Origin of the sequence: Iodobacter fluviatilis (assembly GCF_900451195.1) — a bacterium.
Taxonomy (GTDB): Bacteria; Pseudomonadota; Gammaproteobacteria; order Burkholderiales; family Chitinibacteraceae; genus Iodobacter; species Iodobacter fluviatilis.
This window is the reverse complement of the sequence record NZ_UGHR01000001.1, coordinates 81340-97687: the sequence shown is the minus strand read 5'-3', so window position 1 is coordinate 97687 and position 16348 is coordinate 81340. Positions and strand designations below refer to the sequence as shown.

Genomic DNA, 16348 nt, shown 5'->3' with positions numbered 1-16348 from the left:
TGCCCACAGTGGCTCATACAAAATGAAAATAATCTTTGCCGGCACGCCGGATTTTGCCGCTTGTGCGCTACAAGCACTGATTGCGGCAGGTCATGACATTGCTCTTGTGTTAACACAACCTGATCGCCCCGCCGGGCGTGGAATGAAACTCACAGCATCCCCGGTCAAAGTACTGGCAGAGCAGCATGGCATCCGCGTTTATCAGCCGGAAAAGCTGCGTACTCCGGAGCAGCAGGCTCCATTAGCCGAAATAGAAGCAGACGTAATGATTGTTGCTGCATACGGCCTTATTCTGCCGCAGGCCGTGCTTAATTTACCAAAGCTTGGCTGCCTGAATATCCACGGCTCACTACTGCCCCGCTGGCGTGGCGCAGCCCCCATTCACCGGGCGATTCTGGCAGGGGACACCGAGACTGGCATTACCATTATGCAAATGGATGCAGGCCTTGATACGGGTGATATGTTATCCATCCACCGTACAGCTATCGAAGCGGATGACACCACGGCTAGCCTGCACGATAAGCTGGCTGACCAAGGGGCAAAGGCCCTTGTTGAAGCACTGGAAAATCTGCCCGAACTGCAGCAAACACGCCAGGTTCAGCCTGAAGCGGGTGTAACTTACGCCGATAAACTAAAGCGTGAAGAATCACAAATCGACTGGCATAAATCAGCAGCCGAGCTCGATCAGATGATTCGTGCTTTTAATCCTTTTCCATCGGCTCAAACCCTGCTAACAGGGCAAGCACTGAAGATCTGGCAAGCCACGGTTTGCCCGCAAAGCGGGGCACCCGGCACGGTGCTGGCTGCTGATAAAGACGGGCTGCTCGTAGCCTGTGGCAGCGGCTCGCTCAGAATTACCGAGCTGCAAAAAGCAGGCAGCAAACGGGTAACTGCGGCCGCATTTTTATCGGGCAATAGCATAGAGGCAGGCTTAAAATTAGGGGAATAAGGAAGCGCTTTGGGTGCAGCCAACGAGTAAAAGTCTGCCCCAAACGTGTTTAACATTCTCTTTCGGTGGCCATTTGGGCTGTCTGGAAAAACCTGAGGGAATGGTAGTTTAAGCAGCGCGAGCCCTGACTAACCTTGGTTTTAATTGGCATAAAAACAGAGATTGAATTTTTCTAAAAAAAAAGCATCTGATGGAAATCAATCTGATTTTCCGGGTAGAAAATGAATAACTGGCTAAAAACAAGCATTCTGATGGCGGGCATTATTGCCCTCTTTGCGATGATAGGCGCAATGCTCGGCGGCAAGAGCGGCATGCTGCTGGCCCTGCTTTTTGGGGGGGGAATGAATGTCTGGGCCTATTGGAATTCAGACAAGATGGTGTTGCGTATGTACAACGCTCACCCTGTTGATGCCCATAGCGCGCCCGAACTTTATGCAATGGTGGAAGAGCTTTCCAGAAATGCAGGCCTGCCCATGCCAAAAGTTTATGTTATCGATGAAGACCAGCCCAACGCTTTTGCTACCGGCCGCAACCCGGAAAATGCCGCCGTTGCCGCCACCACCGGCATTATGCGGGTGCTTTCTTACCGAGAATTACGCGGAGTGATGGCTCACGAGCTGGCACACGTTCAGCACCGCGATATTTTAATCTCAACCATTTCGGCCACCATGGCCGGAGCCATTTCTGCACTGGCGAACTTTGCCATGTTTTTTGGCGGCCGCGATGAAAATGGCAGGCCAATGAATCCGATTGTCAGCATTGCTTTGGCCATTTTGGCCCCGATTGCTGCCTCACTGATTCAAATGGCAATTTCCCGTGCACGGGAATTTGAAGCCGATGCCGGTGGCGCGCGTATTTCAGGCGATCCGCTGGCTTTAGCCGATGCTTTACAAAAAATTGAGGCTTACGCACGGGGCATTCCCATGCACGCTGCCGATGCCCATCCGGAAACCGCGCAAATGATGATTATCAACCCGCTGATTGGCGGTGGATTATCAGATTTATTTCGCACCCATCCACAAACAGCAGAACGCGTTGCAAGATTGCACGCCATTGCACGCGGTTAATTGTTAATTTAAACACACACAGTCACAGACGCTTCTGCCTTGCAGATCCAGCGTTTGAGCTGGCGGCCATTTCACAGAAAGAGAATATTTTGCTTGCTACTCAAAAATTTGCCAGCCGCATTGTCGCCGGTGTACTCGCCGGCCAAAACCTGACCGAAGCCTTAAATAAGGTCTGGCGCGAAGACCCTAGTCTGCTGCCGCGCCAAAAAGGCGCAATTCAGGATGTAAGTTACGGCACCCTGCGTCAGCTGGGCTTAATCGAAAGTATTTTAAAACAGCTATTGCAAAAGCCCTTGCACGAGCCAGAGCTGAAAGCACTGCTGCTGGTTGCAATTTACCAGCTGCAATTCAGCCGCTCTGCCCCGCATGCCATTGTGGATCACGCCGTTAAAGTGGCTATGCAAACAGGCGCGGGCCACGGTAAGGGCCTAGTAAATGGCGTGCTGCGTAACTTTCTTCGCCAGAAAGACGATCTCTTCAAAATGGCGCAAAACAGCGAATACGGCCAGTACTCGCACCCTGCATGGTGGATTTCGGCCATGCGCAAAACCTATCCAAAACAATGGCGGAATATCCTGCTGGCCAATAATCAGCATCCGCCAATGACCCTGCGGGTTAATCTGAACAAAACCACCAGTGATGCCTATATCGCCCTTTTAGCTCAGGATGAAATAGCCGCCAGCTCAAGCGACGGGCTGTCCATTCAGCTGCAAAACCCGGTTGGTGTTGATCGTTTACCACACTTTTTTGATGGCTGGGTTTCAGTACAGGATCTGGGCGCGCAATATGCCGCAAGGATTTTAGATGTAGCCGATGGCCAGCGTGTGCTGGATTCTTGTGCTGCGCCAGGCGGGAAAAGTGGCCATATTTTAGAGCTGGCCAAAGTCAGCTTAACCGCAATCGATAACGATGCAGCCCGACTTCGCCGTGTACAAGAAAACGTAGACCGGCTGGGCCAAACCGCCAACTTACAGCTGGGCGATGCCAGCCAGCCTGATACTTGGTGGGATGGCAAACAATTTGACCGGATTCTGGCCGATGTACCCTGCTCTGCAACAGGGGTAGTGCGCCGCCACCCGGATATCAAGTGGCTGCGCCGTCCTGAAGACTTTGCAGGTTTCGCGCGCCAGCAAGCCCAAATGCTCGATGCACTCTGGCCACTCGTAGCGCCCGGCGGCAAACTCCTGTACGCTACCTGCTCAGTTTTTGCGGCGGAAAATACCGAGGCAGCGAGCGCATTTTCGGCTCGGCATGCCAACGCAGAACGACTGCCTTTACCCGATTTTATTCCCGCAGATGGTCAACTCCTGCCGACACCGGAACATGATGGCTTTTTCTACGCCCTTTTTGCCAAAACGGCATAATCGTCACGAATTGCGATTATCTTCATGCTGAAATCCAGCATGACGCCCCGCCATGCACAAAGCCAGCCTCGTCTTATCAAGCTGGCTTTGTTTTGCATAGCCAGCCTGCTTTGCGCATGGGTCTGGGCCGATGCAGGTGATATTAAGGCACAAAAGGCCGAGGCGAGCTTTGCGGACAATCGCATTGAGATTGCTGCCCGCTTTGATGTATCGCTTTCTAATGATTTACAGGAAGCGCTCAAAAATGGTTTGTCTCTGACCTTTGTGTATGAATTTCAGCTAACCCGCCCCCGGATTTACTCATGGTATCGCCAGCTTTCAGATGGCTTTGGCCCCAATGCCATGCTGAGCTACCAGCTTTCTTATCATTCGCTGTCCCGGCAATACCGCCTGCACATTGGCAGCTTTTACCGTAATTTTCCCAATGTAAATGATGCATTGGCCGCCTTGGGCATCGTGCGTAACTGGGGTGTACTCACAGACAGCAATATTGCACGCGACCGCAGTCCTGATTTTGCGGGCAAAGTACGTTTAAAACTTGATCGCTCCCGCCTTCCCAAAACCTATCAGCTCACCGCCTTTGGCCACGAAGAGTGGCAATTAGAATCGCCATGGGTCGATCTGGCCAAGGTACGCACCGAAGACGCCGTCAGTAATGAGTAAACCTAAGCTGCTGTTTTTTGCCTCTCTGGGCGCAATTCTGATTTTCTTACTGGCCACCGCCAGTGGTAACACTTCGGCCTTTGCCGAGTATTACAGCCTGCTGCTGGTACTGAACTTGCTGCTACTGGCCGGCCTGCTGGTTTTAGTCAGCATTCGCTTAATCAGCCTTATTAAAAAAGTACGGGCCAAAGTATTTGGCTCCCGGCTCACGCTGAGAATGGTACTGATGTTTGCCCTTGTTGCCGTACTACCCGGCACGCTGGTTTATACACTGTCGGTGCAGTTTTTAAACCGCAGTATTGAAAACTGGTTTGATGTGCGCGTCGATCATGCTTTAGATCGCGGCCTGAACCTAGGGCATAACGCCATCGATTATCAATTGAGCGATCTGGCCAGAAAAGCCAGCGTCATTGCACTCGATATCAGCGAAGACAGCAGCTCAGGAATGCTGCTGAGGCTAGGGCGTTTGCGCGAGCAAACAGGCGTGCAAGAGTTATCACTCTTTAACGAATCAGGCCAGACGCTTGCCCATATCGGTGGCGAGAACGCCAGCCTTTTCCCCATACAGCCCGATCGCACCCAGCTGCGCTTGGCGATGCGTACCCCCTTTAAAATCATTGAGCCACTCAATGATCAGGGGCTGTCCATGCGTGTACTTGTGCCAGTGCGCGCCAGCAATTTCGGTGAAAAAATACGGTTGTTGCAGCTGGTCCAGCCTGTGCCTAAGCAGCTTGCAGCCGATGCAGAATTAGTTGAAAAAGTACGAAACGATTACAAACAATTATCGCAATCAAGGCGCGGGCTGAAACTAATTTACAGCCTGACCCTGACGCTTGCCCTGTTAATGGCCCTGTTGGGCGCGCTGGCCTTGGCCATTTACTTATCAGACCGACTTGCAGCCCCGCTCTCGGTGCTGGCAGAAGGCACCCGTGCCGTTGCTGCTGGCGACTACTCACAAATGCAGCCGGTGATCAGCAGGGATGAGCTGGGGATACTCACGCATTCGTTTAACCGCATGACCAGACAGCTGTCAGAGGCGCGCAGCACGCTGGAAATGCATCAGGCCGAACAAGCCGCAGGGCGGGCACATCTGGGTGCTATTTTGGGTTCTCTCTCTGCTGGCGTATTATCTTTTGATAACGCATGGCAACTGCGCTCATCCAACCAGAGCGCCTTAAGAATACTGGGAATAGACCCGGAAAGAATCGGTTCAGAGCCTCTTTCTAACTGGCATTTATTCTATCCGGCACTTACACCCTTTTGTGCTCAGATCGCAGATAGATTACTATCTGAGCAAGACCGTTGGCAGCATCAGTTAGAACTTGCTAATACAAAGCGCGTTTTGCATATCCGGGGCACGCATTTACTGGATCCGCAAGATGACAGTCATACCGGTTTTGTAGTGGTATTTGATGATGTCACCGATTTACTATCTGCTCAGCGTGATGCAGCATGGGGGGAAGTAGCGAGGCGTTTAGCACATGAAATTAAAAATCCGCTCACGCCGATACAATTAGCGGCAGAACGGATGGAGCATAAGCTGGCAGATAAGTTGGATCAAGCCAGCGCTGAGCTACTGGCAAGAAACACCCAGACGATTGTGCGGCAGGTGGGTGCCTTAAAAGATATGGTTGATGCGTTCAGAGATTATGCACGCCAGCCTAGCGGCAAAAAAAAGCCGCTGGATTTACAGCAGCTGCTAACTGAAATTTTAGTGCTGTATGAAGCTTCTCCGCTGATTTTAAATCAGGTCAGCGAGGAGCCTTTAATCGTGCTTGGCGACGCCACCCAGCTGCGCCAGGTGATCCATAACCTCTTGCAAAATGCTCAGGATGCCATCACGGGGCTGGAAAATTCCTCAAGTCCCAAGCTGATTTACCTTAAGATGGAAAAAAACGAACGTTTTGCAAGCCTAACCGTTACAGACAGTGGCAGTGGATTTCCAAATGAACTTTTATCTCGGATTTTTGAGCCCTATGTCACCACTAAAATTAAAGGGACAGGCTTAGGTTTAGCGATCGTAAAAAAAATAATCGAAGAACATCAGGGCCGAATACAGGCCGGCAACAGGGATGAAGGCGGCGCTTGGGTAAGAATCGAGCTGCCCCTCGCGGAGGAAGCAATTGGCTAGTCAGGATATTTTGATCGTCGACGATGAAGTCGGCATTCGCGAATTATTATCGGAAATTCTGCAAGACGAAGGCTATGGCATCGTGCTGGCCGAAAATGCAGAAGCCGCCCGTAAAATCAGAAATCAATCCCAGCCACGTCTGGTGCTGCTTGATATCTGGATGCCGGATACGGATGGTATTACTCTGCTGAAAGAATGGTCGCGTAATGGTCAGCTCACCATGCCTGTGGTGATGATGTCCGGCCACGCCACCATCGATACGGCAGTAGAAGCCACCCGCATCGGAGCGCTTGATTTCCTTGAAAAACCCATTGGTTTGCAAAAACTATTGGCTACGGTCAAGCGCGCCCTGTCGCTGCCCGCCGAGACATCTGTACGCGCCCCGACTTTAGAGCGTTTAGGCGCAGGGATTGCAATTCAGGAATTGCAATCCACCCTCAGCCCGCTGCGTGGCAGGCCGGGCCCAGTCCTGCTGCTAGGCTTACCGGGAGTAGGGTTTGAGCATTGCGCGCGCTTTTTAAATTTACCCAATGCACCCTTTGTTTCGCCGCCATCCAATGAAGATTTGGCTCAGGCACCGCAAGAGCTGCTGAATAAAGCCACCGGCGGTATTTTATTTTTGCGCGATTTAGCTTGGCTGGATCGCCGTGCTCAGCTGGGCCTGAAAAGCATTCTGCCTAAGCTGGAAAAACAACGTGTACGCCTTGTGTGTGCATCCAGCAAGCCATTAAGTGTTCTGGCTGGGCAGCTTGAGCCTGAGTTATTAAATTATATTTCCCAGCTCAGCATTGCCATTCCATCTTTGGCAGAGCACCGCGAAGATATTCCTCAGCTGGCTGAAAAACTGCTTGCTGATGCAATCAGCGTACATAAACTGGGGCCCCGCTACTTCAGCCCGCTAGCCTTGCAGCTGCTATCGCGCCAAGTATGGGCCGGTAATCTGGATGAATTAGCCAATGTGGTTAAAAGCGTCGCCATAACCAGCCGCGATGGCGAAATTGATAGCGCACCACTGGCGCGTCTTTTGTCTCAGTTTGCTCCAAATGGCAGCATCAGCGCTGAAAGCCACAGCCAGCATGTATCGGGCCTGCCCAATATTGATCTGAGCCTGCCCCTGCGTGAAGCGCGTGATCAGTTTGAAAAACTCTATATTGAGCGCCAAATTGATTTATCAAACGGCAATATGAGCCGCGTGGCCGAAAAAGTGGGCCTAGAACGCACCCATCTTTACCGCAAGCTCAAGCAGCTGGGTATTGCTGTACCTAAAAAACAGCGCAGCACCGAGGAAGAATAATGCTGGCAAGGCCCAAAGCCCTTCCCTCTGATATTGATCGCTTAATTGCCAGCGCAGATGAAATCCTTGCCACGCAGGCCAATGAAGGCCTGCAGCTGGCAGGGCATGCACTCTCACAGGCGCAGGCAACGGGCTATATCAAAGGTGAAGTGCTGGCGGGCCTCGTGCAGGGTAAAGCACAGCTGATGCTTGGCAAGCATCAGAGTGCTCTGGCAACCTTCGGCCAGGCTTTAGCGCTGGCTCAGTCATCTCCAAACGAAAAAGCACTGCTGCTTGAACAACTGGGCCGCTGCCATCTGGATTTAGGTGAGGCAACAGAAGCGGCCCGAATCTGGACAGAGTGTGCAGCGCTTGCGCTCCAGAACAATAACTTCACCACGTTTATTCTGGCCCAAATCGGGCTTGGGCAAGTGCATTTTGGCTTTGAAGAATATGCAGCAGCACTACAATGCCACTACAAGGCTTTTGATTTTTTGCACACCAGCCATGATCCGGTCTTGCGCTCTCAGGTGTATATCAATATTGCCGTTGATCTTTACAGTCTTGAGCGCTTGGATGAAGCAAAAACCATGCTGCAAAGCGCGAAAGACATGTCGCTATCCGTTCGCCTTTTAGATCACGAAACCGAAATTTACCGTGTCAGCGGTTTATTGCTTTTAAAGCAAGGTGATCTGGAAAACGCCAGAACCCAGCTTAATATCGCTTTAAAAATCAGCCTATTGCAAGACAATCCGTGGCATAAAGCCAGCAGCTTGCTGGGGCTGGGCCAGTGCGATCTGGCTGAGCAACGCTGGGATCATGCACGGGCTCAGCTGGATCAGGCTTTAGCCCTCGCAACAAAGCTGGCAAACCCACATTTACTCTGCAAAATCCACCGCGCGCTGTCTGAAGCCCATATCAACCTAGATGCAGATACTGCTGCCACGCATCATTTTGCATATACCCGGCATCAGCATTCACTGCAACGCCCGCTCTGAGCCCCTGAATCGTCTGCAAGTCTGCTGCCATCAATCCGGCACTATCAATATTTTTTCACTTGCTAAGATATAACAATCAAAGCAAGCTCTTTCCCCCGAAGGCTTGGCAAGTATTCTGGCCGCGTGCATTGTTCAGACTGCTTTTTTAAAGCCAGCCTTAACGATTTTAAGGCTGATGTCTGCATGTTTTGCTCATCAGATGGAAAAACACTGTGTCTAATATTTTGATCCTAGGTGCCGGCCGTGTAGGTGCCTCTGTTGCTGAACAGCTTGTTCACGAACGCTATAACGTCACCATTGTGGATGAAAACCCGGAAAGCTTAAAACCATTGGCAGACCGGCTGGACCTTCGTACCGTTGTTGGCCATGCAGCCAGCCCAGCGGTACTTGCTGCTGCCGGAGCGGCAGATGCAGATCTCTTGCTTGCGGTTACACCGCTGGATGAGCTCAATATGGTGGCGTGCAAAATTGCCTATGAGCTATTCAATATTCCTACCCGGCTGGCACGGATTCGTGACCCCGATTTGTTGGCTCACCCGGAGTTATTTATCGATAGCAACTTTGCAATCGATCATGTGATTACCCCCGCGCAAATTGTGACCGATTACTTAGTCAGCCTAGTTGAAACGCCTGAAGCCTTACAGGTACTGGATTTTGCTGATGGGAAAGCCCAGCTGGTGGCCACAAGGGTTGAAGCAGGCGCACATATGGATGGTCAGGATCTGGCCTCACTCAACCGGCTGCTCCCTAAAATTGATCGCCGTGTGGTTTCAATTTACCGTAAGGGCCACCGTGTTCACCCGGACGGCAATACCATTTTGCAAGTTGGGGATGAAGTTTTTTTTCTCGCTTCAACCGAACATATCCGAGATGTCATCAAGGAAATGCGCGGCACAGAAATCCCAATCAAGCGCATTACCCTCTCAGGCGGTGGCAATGTGGGCTTCAGACTGGCGAAGGCATTAGAAAAAGACTACCAGGTTAAAATCATTGAAGCCAATCGCGAGCGTGCCAACTGGCTGGCCGAAGCATTGCCCAATACACTGGTACTCAGGGGCGATGCAACCGATGAAGCACTACTGGAAAGCGAGCAGATTGAGCGCTGTGATCTCTATTTTGCCCTCACCTCAGATGATGAAGACAATATTATGTCCAGCCTCCTGGCCAAGCAGATGGGGGCACGTAAAACCATCGCCATTATTAATCGCTCTCGCTATGTGGATTTACTGCAAGGCGGAAAAATTGATGTCGCCATTTCGCCAGCCATTGCCACCATCGGCTCCTTACTTGCTCATGTCAGAAGCGGCGATGTCGTTGCGGTACACAGCCTGCGCCGTGGCGCTGCCGAAGCCATGGAGCTTATCGTGCACGGCACACCCGCCACCTCTCGGGTGATTGGCAAAAAACTGGACGATATTAAATTACCATCCGGCGCAGATTTAGCCGCCATTGTGCGCGGAGAAAAAGTGCTGATTGCCCATGGTGACACCATGATTGAAGCGGAAGATCACGTGATCTTATTTGTTGATAACAAGGCGCATATCAGAGAAGTAGAAAAACTCTTCGCCGTTAAAATGGGGTTTTTCTAATGTCGCTGGCCCAACGTATTTTCCCCACCGTCAATATTCTGGCGCGTGTATCGGGCATGTTCTCGCTGTGGATTACGCTGCCAATTGCAGTGGCATGGTTTGGCAATGATGATGGCCTAGCGCCCTTTATCACCTCGCTCACCTTTCTGCTGCTTGGCAGCGTGCTACTTGCCATTCTGACCCACGGCTATAAACGGGAGATGAAAGCAAGAGATGGCTTTGTTCTGGTGGTCGGCCTATGGACCGTGCTGCCCGCCGTTTCTGCCCTGCCCCTGCTGCTGTTTAACCCATCGCTCTCTTTTACCCACGCCTACTTTGAAACCATGTCGGCGCTCACCACCACAGGGGCAACGGTGCTGACTGGGCTGGATCAACTCCCCCCTTCAATTAATTTGTGGCGGCATTTACTCAACTGGCTGGGCGGCATGGGGATTATCGTGCTGGCCGTCGCCATCTTGCCCATGCTGGGCGTGGGTGGCTTGCAGCTGTTTAAAGCCGAAACCCCCGGCCCGATCAAGGACGCCAAGCTCACGCCGCGCATCAGGGAAACGGCCCGTAATCTATGGATTGTCTACGCAGGGCTGACACTGGCTTGCACCCTGCTGCTTAAATTTGCAGGGGAAATGAGCTGGCTAGATGCAGTGTGCCATGCCTTTGCTGCAATGTGTTTGGGTGGGTTTTCTACCCATGATGCAAGTGTGGGTTATTTTAATTCCCCCATCATCGAAGCCATCTTGATTGTGTTTATGCTGCTTGCCGCCACCAACTTTGCCACGCACTATGTGGCGCTTACTGGCCGCAAGCTGTCTGCCTACTTAAAAGACTCTGAATTTAAGGCTATGTTGCTGCTGATTTTGGTCAGTACGCTGGGCTGCGCAGCTTATTTACTTAAACAAAACACCTATCCGGATTACCTGACCGCATTAAGGCATGTGGCTTTTAATCTGGTATCAATTGCCACCGACTCAGGTTTCGCCAGCGTAGACTTTGGCATGTGGCCCATTTTTGTACCGCTTCTGATGCTATTTTTATCCTGCATCACTGCCTGCTCTGGCTCTACAGGTGGCGGAATTAAAATGATTCGCACCCTGATTATGGTGCGCGAATCTGGCCGGCAAATGTCCAGCTTGCTGCATCCCAATGCCGTGCACCCGCTGCGGGTCAATGGCATGGCGATTCCAAATCAAATTATTTTTGCGGTAATGGGTTTTGTCTTTTTATATGCCATGAGTATCGTTGGTCTTACTTTTTTACTACTGCTCTCTGGCCTTGATTTTCTCTCCAGCTTTACCGCCATTATTGCCTGCATTAATAATGCGGGCCCCGGCCTTGGCATCGTTGGCCCAGCATCTAACTATGGTGTTCTTAGCGATATTCAAATCTGGATTTGCAACTTTGCCATGCTGCTTGGCCGCTTAGAAGTCTTTTCTCTGCTGATCTTATTTAGCGTCGCCTTTTGGAAATCCTGAACACCTTTATCCGGATATGGCTGCACTGCTAAGGTAATACGTCATTTTAAGGCGCTGATGTAAGCTGTTAAACTGCATTAAGATTGGCTCACCCTGAGACCATAAAGTACATAACAGCGATCTGCAGAGTCTTAAAATGGATGTATTTGTCACCGGTTTTTTATTATCTATTTCTCTTTGCCTAGACCTAGGCATTGTCAATGTAGCCCTGATCGACACCAGCCTGAAACACGGCCCACGCCCCGCACTCTGGATGGGGCTGGGCTCTTGTTTTGGCGATATGGTATGGGCCGTGATATCCCTGCTTGGGATGAGTGTATTACTGCAATTTACCGCAGTAAGATGGATCACTTGGCTAGGGGGTGGCTCGGTCTTGCTCTACCTTGCCGTAAAAATGGCTCGCCAAGCTTGGCAAGATGCCAAACAAATCGAAAGTACAAGCCTGCCGCAAGCAGGCCGCCGGGGCATGTTTGGCCGCGGCATGATGCTCGCCATGGCCTCGCCTTCATCCATTCTTTGGTTTGCAGCCGTTGGTGGTAGCTTAATCGCCCAAGCCACCGATGGCAGCCTACTCTCTACCGCACGGTTTCTCTCAGGATTTTTTGCCGGTGGCATGGCTTGGACTTTACTCATGGTTTACAGCGCCACCCACGGTGCCAAGCTATTTGGTCAGCGCTTTACCCAAGGCTGCCTGTTGCTGTCCGCCCTGCTTTATCTGTGGTTTGCGGGCCTCGTTTTGTTTAATGGCTATCGTAATTTGCTATAAGTACGCCGACCAAAGCCGTCCTTCGGCTGGTCAACCGCTTATACCGAACTCGGCTTCATCGTTGTTGCAGTGCACACACTTTTAAATGATAACGATTATTGTAATTTCTGCGAATGAAATTGCCAGATATCCCATTTAAATATCAAAGAATTAAGTAATTTATTGCAGGGCTAACCTGAATAAATCTTACTTAAAAAAAGGTGCCCTGCCATGACGCTGATACGCCACGACTCTCTCATCGTCCGCCTAAATCTAATATTACTGGCGCTGCTGATTATCTTGTTTGGCGGCCTGTTCTGGGTGCTATCCACAGGGCTGGAACAACGCCTCACCCACACCGCCAGAGCCAATCTGCATACAACAAACCAGTCGATTGTTGATCTCTTAACCGCTTATCGTACCAATCTGGATCGATCGGCTTCTAGCCTCAATGCGGTTTGGGCTAATAATTTCAGCCCCGATTGGGATTTAAGCGATGGCAAGCTTTTGAATGATGGCAAAGTGATACTTGATGGGAATGAGCGTGCAGATCGCTTCACCCAAATCACCGGCTCAGTGGCCACCATTTTTATTCGGGAGGGACAGGATTTTCGCCGCTTAGCCACCTCACTCACCAAAACAGACGGTACACGCTCGGTTAACACCCTGCTTGGTGACGCCCATCCAGCCCGGCAAGGCTTACTCAGTGGCAAGTCCTATGTGGGTGTGGCCAATCTTTTTGGCCACGACTATATGACGGTCTACCGCCCCATCAAAAACAAGCAGGGCGAAATCGTTGGCAGTCTGTTTATTGGCTTTGATTTCTCGCTAGGCATGGCCGATTTAAAAAAGAAAATCGCCGCCATCAGGCTAGGTGAAAGTGGTTATTTGCTGGTTATTGATGCCGGTAAAAACGCAGGTAAAGCGCTGGTCCACCCCACCATGGCCAATAAAGATCTGCTTAAAGATCCTGATGCCCAAAGCTATATCAAGAGCATGCTCAAACAGGGTGAAGGGCAAATGGTTTATAGAGACCATGGTGAAACCAGAGAAGCTACTTTTGCCAAGTTAAGCGACCCCAACTGGCTAATTGTCAGCACGCAAAGCCAAAAAGAAGTATTGGCCGATGCCAAATGGACCCATGATTTAATTTTGATTGCCTGTATTGCAGGCGCACTTTTGCTCTCTGTTTCATTACATCTGGCTTTATCCCGCTGGTTAAAGCAGCCGCTCTTAATTGCCATACGCCATATTGAAAGATTATCAAATGGTGATTTCAGCGGTCATATTCCTCATCCCCGCAATGATGAAATTGGTGATTTGCTCAATGCTTTTGAAAAAATGCAAGAGCAGCTACTCAAGCTCTTTATGGATACCAAGGAAAGCGCCGATCATCTATTAAAGGGTGCCGAGCAAATCAGCAGCAGCTCCGAGCAAGTTTCAGGCGGCGCTAAAGAGCAAAGCGAAGCCGCAGCCAGCATGGCAGCAGCAGTGCAAGAGCTAACTGTCAGCATTAATCTTGTCGCCAATAATGCCCGGGATGCCCATCTCACCTCCACCGAATCAGGCCGCGTTTCCAATGAAGGCGGCGAAGTCATCCAGCAAACGGTAGCGGGTATTCAGGCGATTGCCTCCACTGTACGCATTGCCTCTGATAGCGTGGCCGAGCTAAATGAATACTCTCAGCAAATTGCTGGCATCGCTAATGTCATTAAGGAAATTGCCGATCAGACTAATTTACTGGCGCTGAATGCCGCCATTGAAGCGGCAAGAGCAGGCGATACAGGACGCGGTTTTGCCGTGGTGGCCGATGAAGTGCGTAAATTGGCCGAGCGCACCACCTCCAGCACTTTGGAAATTGGCAAAATGATAGAGAAAATCCAAACCGGCACCAGCAACGCCGTCCAAAATATGAGCCAAGGCGTGATTGAAGTAGAAAAAGGCATGGTATTAGCCAATCAGGCTGGAGAAGCCATCAGGAAAATTCGCGAAGGATCGGTAAAAGTGATGAATGTGGTGATGGAAATCAGCCAAGCACTTAAAACACAAACCAGCATGGCCAATAGCGTGGCAGGTAATGTAGACCGCATCGCGCAAATGAGCGTGGAAAACAGCCGCGCAGTAGAAGAATCGGCGCATACCGCGCATTCATTAAGAGATCTCGCCAGCCGCATGGATTTAGCCGTGGCGCATTTTAAATTAAGTTAATGCACTTGTAGCTTGGGTTACGCTGATTATCACCGCTAAAAACTGCGATGATAATCAGCTAAGCCATGCTACGCAGACCTACACACAATTAAAACGCTGGAACAACCGCGCCTGCGTATTTGCCTTCAATAAAGGTTTTAACCTGCTGGCTAGTTAATGCAGCTGCCAGTTTTTTAATGGCGGCGCTGTCTTTATTATCCGGGCGGGCAACCAGGTAATTCACATAAGGCGAGCTGCGATCTTCCAGAGCCAATGAATCTTTAACCGGATTAAGCTTGGCTTCCAATGCGTAATTGGTATTGATCAGTGCTAAATCAACCTGATCTAATACCCGGGCCAGCATTGCCGCATCCAGCTCTTTAAACTTTAATTGCTTTGGATTTTCGCTGATGTCTTTAGGTGTAGACAAAGCATTTGTCGGGTCTTTCAGCTTTAATAAACCTGCTTTTTGTAGCAATAGTAAAGCACGGCCACTATTGCTGCCTTCATTTGGGATTGCAACGGTTGCGCCGTTTGGTAAATCTTTTAATGATTTATATTTACGTGAATAAGCGCCAAATGGCTCTACGTGCACACCTGCCACAATCACTAAATGAGTGCCCTTACCTTTATTAAAATTATCTAAATAAGGCTTAGTCTGAAAGTAATTGGCATCAATATTTTTTTGATCGACTTGCAGATTAGGCTGCACATAATCGGTAAATACTTTGATCTGTAAATCCACGCCTTCTTTGGCTAATTGGGGTTTTACCAATTCCAGGATTTCTGCATGAGGCACAGCCGTTGCAGCAATAGTGAGTTTTTCTGCGGCTTGTGCAAAGCCAGTTGCCAATAAAGCCGCCAAAGCGCTAAGAACCAGAGTTTTTTTCATTTTAATTCCTTCAATATAGTGTGGGGCTAAAGCTAAATGTCTTGATCTGTCTGAAGTCTAACAAGCATTATTCACACAAAGAAGAAATATTAAATAACTTATATATAACAAAACAAACTATAAATTCATTTTAGCCGCAAATCATGGTGGCCTCTCAATAGAGCAGCAAAGGCTTGCAAGGGTAATGTTGGCAACATGGCAGGGGCATGAAGGCGAGTACAATTGCAGCACCAAAAGCACATAAAATAAAATCCGACATGCCCCTTCACTACCTGCGCACCCTTACCGCGCCAGAGCGCACCGATCGCAATAATCTTCACCTTGGGATTACCCTATGTTTTGTGGCGGGCGCGACCAATGCAGGGGGCTTTTTGGCCGTGGGCCAGTACACATCGCATATGACGGGGATTTTATCGGGGCTGGCAGATAACTGGGTACTGGGTAATTCCAAGCTGATCATCGCTGCAGTGGCCAGCTTGCTGATGTTTATGGCAGGGGCTATCACCTCTACCCTACTGATAAACTGGGCGCGCCGCCGTGGCAGCCGCAGCTTATATGCCGAACCGCTGATGCTGGAAGCCTTGCTTCTGCTGTGCTTTGGCCTGCTGGGCGGGCAGCTTGATTCTCACTCCCCTGGCCTTGTTTCGCTGACTATGCTGCTGCTGTGTTTTATTATGGGCCTGCAAAACGCCATCATTACCAAGATTTCTAAAGCCGTGATCCGCACCACCCACCTGACAGGCTTAATCACCGATATCAGCATCGAGCTTGGGCGTTTGTTTTACTGGAACCGCAACCCAAGCACGCCAGAGCATATCAAGGTGCTTTGCGACCGTACGCATTTAAAAGTGCAAGCCAGTTTGGTCATGGCATTTTTTTGTGGTGCGGTGCTGGGCGCTTATGGCTTCAGCCATCTTGGCTTTAGCTCAACCATATTCTTGGCGCTGATTCTGGCGATTCTTTCTATTGGGCCGCTGATTGAAGATTTTTAAATCAGCCTGAGCCAAGCTCCAGAACAGGG

General features: G+C 50.3%; 13 protein-coding genes. 12 read left to right on the top strand and 1 reads right to left on the bottom strand.

Annotated features, from left to right (window positions below; translation table 11 throughout):
- Positions 1–22 precede the first annotated feature (22 nt).
- From fmt to DYD62_RS23525, 11 genes are all read left to right on the top strand, one after another.
- Positions 23–949 carry a methionyl-tRNA formyltransferase gene (fmt, locus tag DYD62_RS00415; protein WP_115225564.1) on the top strand — a complete coding sequence of 309 codons (927 nt, stop codon included), beginning with the start codon at positions 23–25 and terminating at the stop codon, positions 947–949.
- A gap of 221 nt (positions 950–1170) precedes the next feature.
- Positions 1171–2016 (top strand): zinc metalloprotease HtpX, encoded by an 846-nt coding sequence (gene htpX, locus DYD62_RS00410; RefSeq protein WP_115225563.1) that lies wholly within the window; start codon positions 1171–1173, stop codon positions 2014–2016.
- A gap of 89 nt (positions 2017–2105) precedes the next feature.
- Entirely contained in the window at positions 2106–3380 is a 1275-nt protein-coding gene (gene rsmB / locus DYD62_RS00405; protein WP_115225562.1) for a 16S rRNA (cytosine(967)-C(5))-methyltransferase RsmB, read from the top strand.
- A 24-nt stretch (positions 3381–3404) separates the two neighbouring features.
- A complete protein-coding gene (locus tag DYD62_RS00400; RefSeq protein WP_115225561.1) occupies positions 3405–4043 on the top strand; it encodes a DUF4390 domain-containing protein in 639 nt (212 codons plus the stop codon).
- The gene (locus DYD62_RS00395; protein ID WP_115225560.1) at positions 4036–6174 is read left to right on the top strand and encodes a sensor histidine kinase; all 2139 of its coding nucleotides are present in this window, start codon (positions 4036–4038) and stop codon (positions 6172–6174) included. The genes DYD62_RS00400 and DYD62_RS00395 overlap by 8 nt, the downstream gene beginning before the upstream one ends.
- Positions 6167–7468, top strand: coding sequence for a sigma-54-dependent transcriptional regulator (locus DYD62_RS00390; protein WP_115225559.1), 1302 nt, complete (start codon positions 6167–6169; stop codon positions 7466–7468). The genes DYD62_RS00395 and DYD62_RS00390 overlap by 8 nt, the downstream gene beginning before the upstream one ends.
- Positions 7468–8445 (top strand): tetratricopeptide repeat protein, encoded by a 978-nt coding sequence (locus tag DYD62_RS00385; protein WP_115225558.1) that lies wholly within the window; start codon positions 7468–7470, stop codon positions 8443–8445. The genes DYD62_RS00390 and DYD62_RS00385 overlap by 1 nt, the downstream gene beginning before the upstream one ends.
- A gap of 212 nt (positions 8446–8657) precedes the next feature.
- A complete protein-coding gene (trkA, locus tag DYD62_RS00380; RefSeq protein WP_115225557.1) occupies positions 8658–10034 on the top strand; it encodes a Trk system potassium transporter TrkA in 1377 nt (458 codons plus the stop codon).
- A complete protein-coding gene (locus DYD62_RS00375; protein ID WP_207916247.1) occupies positions 10034–11503 on the top strand; it encodes a TrkH family potassium uptake protein in 1470 nt (489 codons plus the stop codon). Before trkA ends, DYD62_RS00375 begins: the two co-directional genes overlap by 1 nt.
- Positions 11504–11639: 136 nt before the next feature.
- Positions 11640–12269 carry a LysE family translocator gene (locus tag DYD62_RS00370; protein WP_115225556.1) on the top strand — a complete coding sequence of 210 codons (630 nt, stop codon included), beginning with the start codon at positions 11640–11642 and terminating at the stop codon, positions 12267–12269.
- A gap of 210 nt (positions 12270–12479) precedes the next feature.
- Positions 12480–14456: a methyl-accepting chemotaxis protein gene (locus DYD62_RS23525; RefSeq protein WP_115225555.1), complete on the top strand. Its 1977-nt coding sequence runs from the start codon at positions 12480–12482 to the stop codon at positions 14454–14456.
- An 88-nt stretch (positions 14457–14544) separates the two neighbouring features.
- On the opposite strand, the gene DYD62_RS00360 is transcribed toward DYD62_RS23525, so the two are convergent.
- Positions 14545–15327: a MetQ/NlpA family ABC transporter substrate-binding protein gene (locus DYD62_RS00360; protein ID WP_099396701.1), complete on the bottom strand. Its 783-nt coding sequence runs from the start codon at positions 15325–15327 to the stop codon at positions 14545–14547.
- Between the two features lie 257 nt (positions 15328–15584).
- Between DYD62_RS00360 and DYD62_RS00355 the strand changes: the two genes are divergently transcribed.
- Entirely contained in the window at positions 15585–16319 is a 735-nt protein-coding gene (locus DYD62_RS00355) for a YoaK family protein (RefSeq protein ID WP_115228157.1), read from the top strand.
- The last annotated feature ends 29 nt before the right edge of the window (positions 16320–16348 follow it).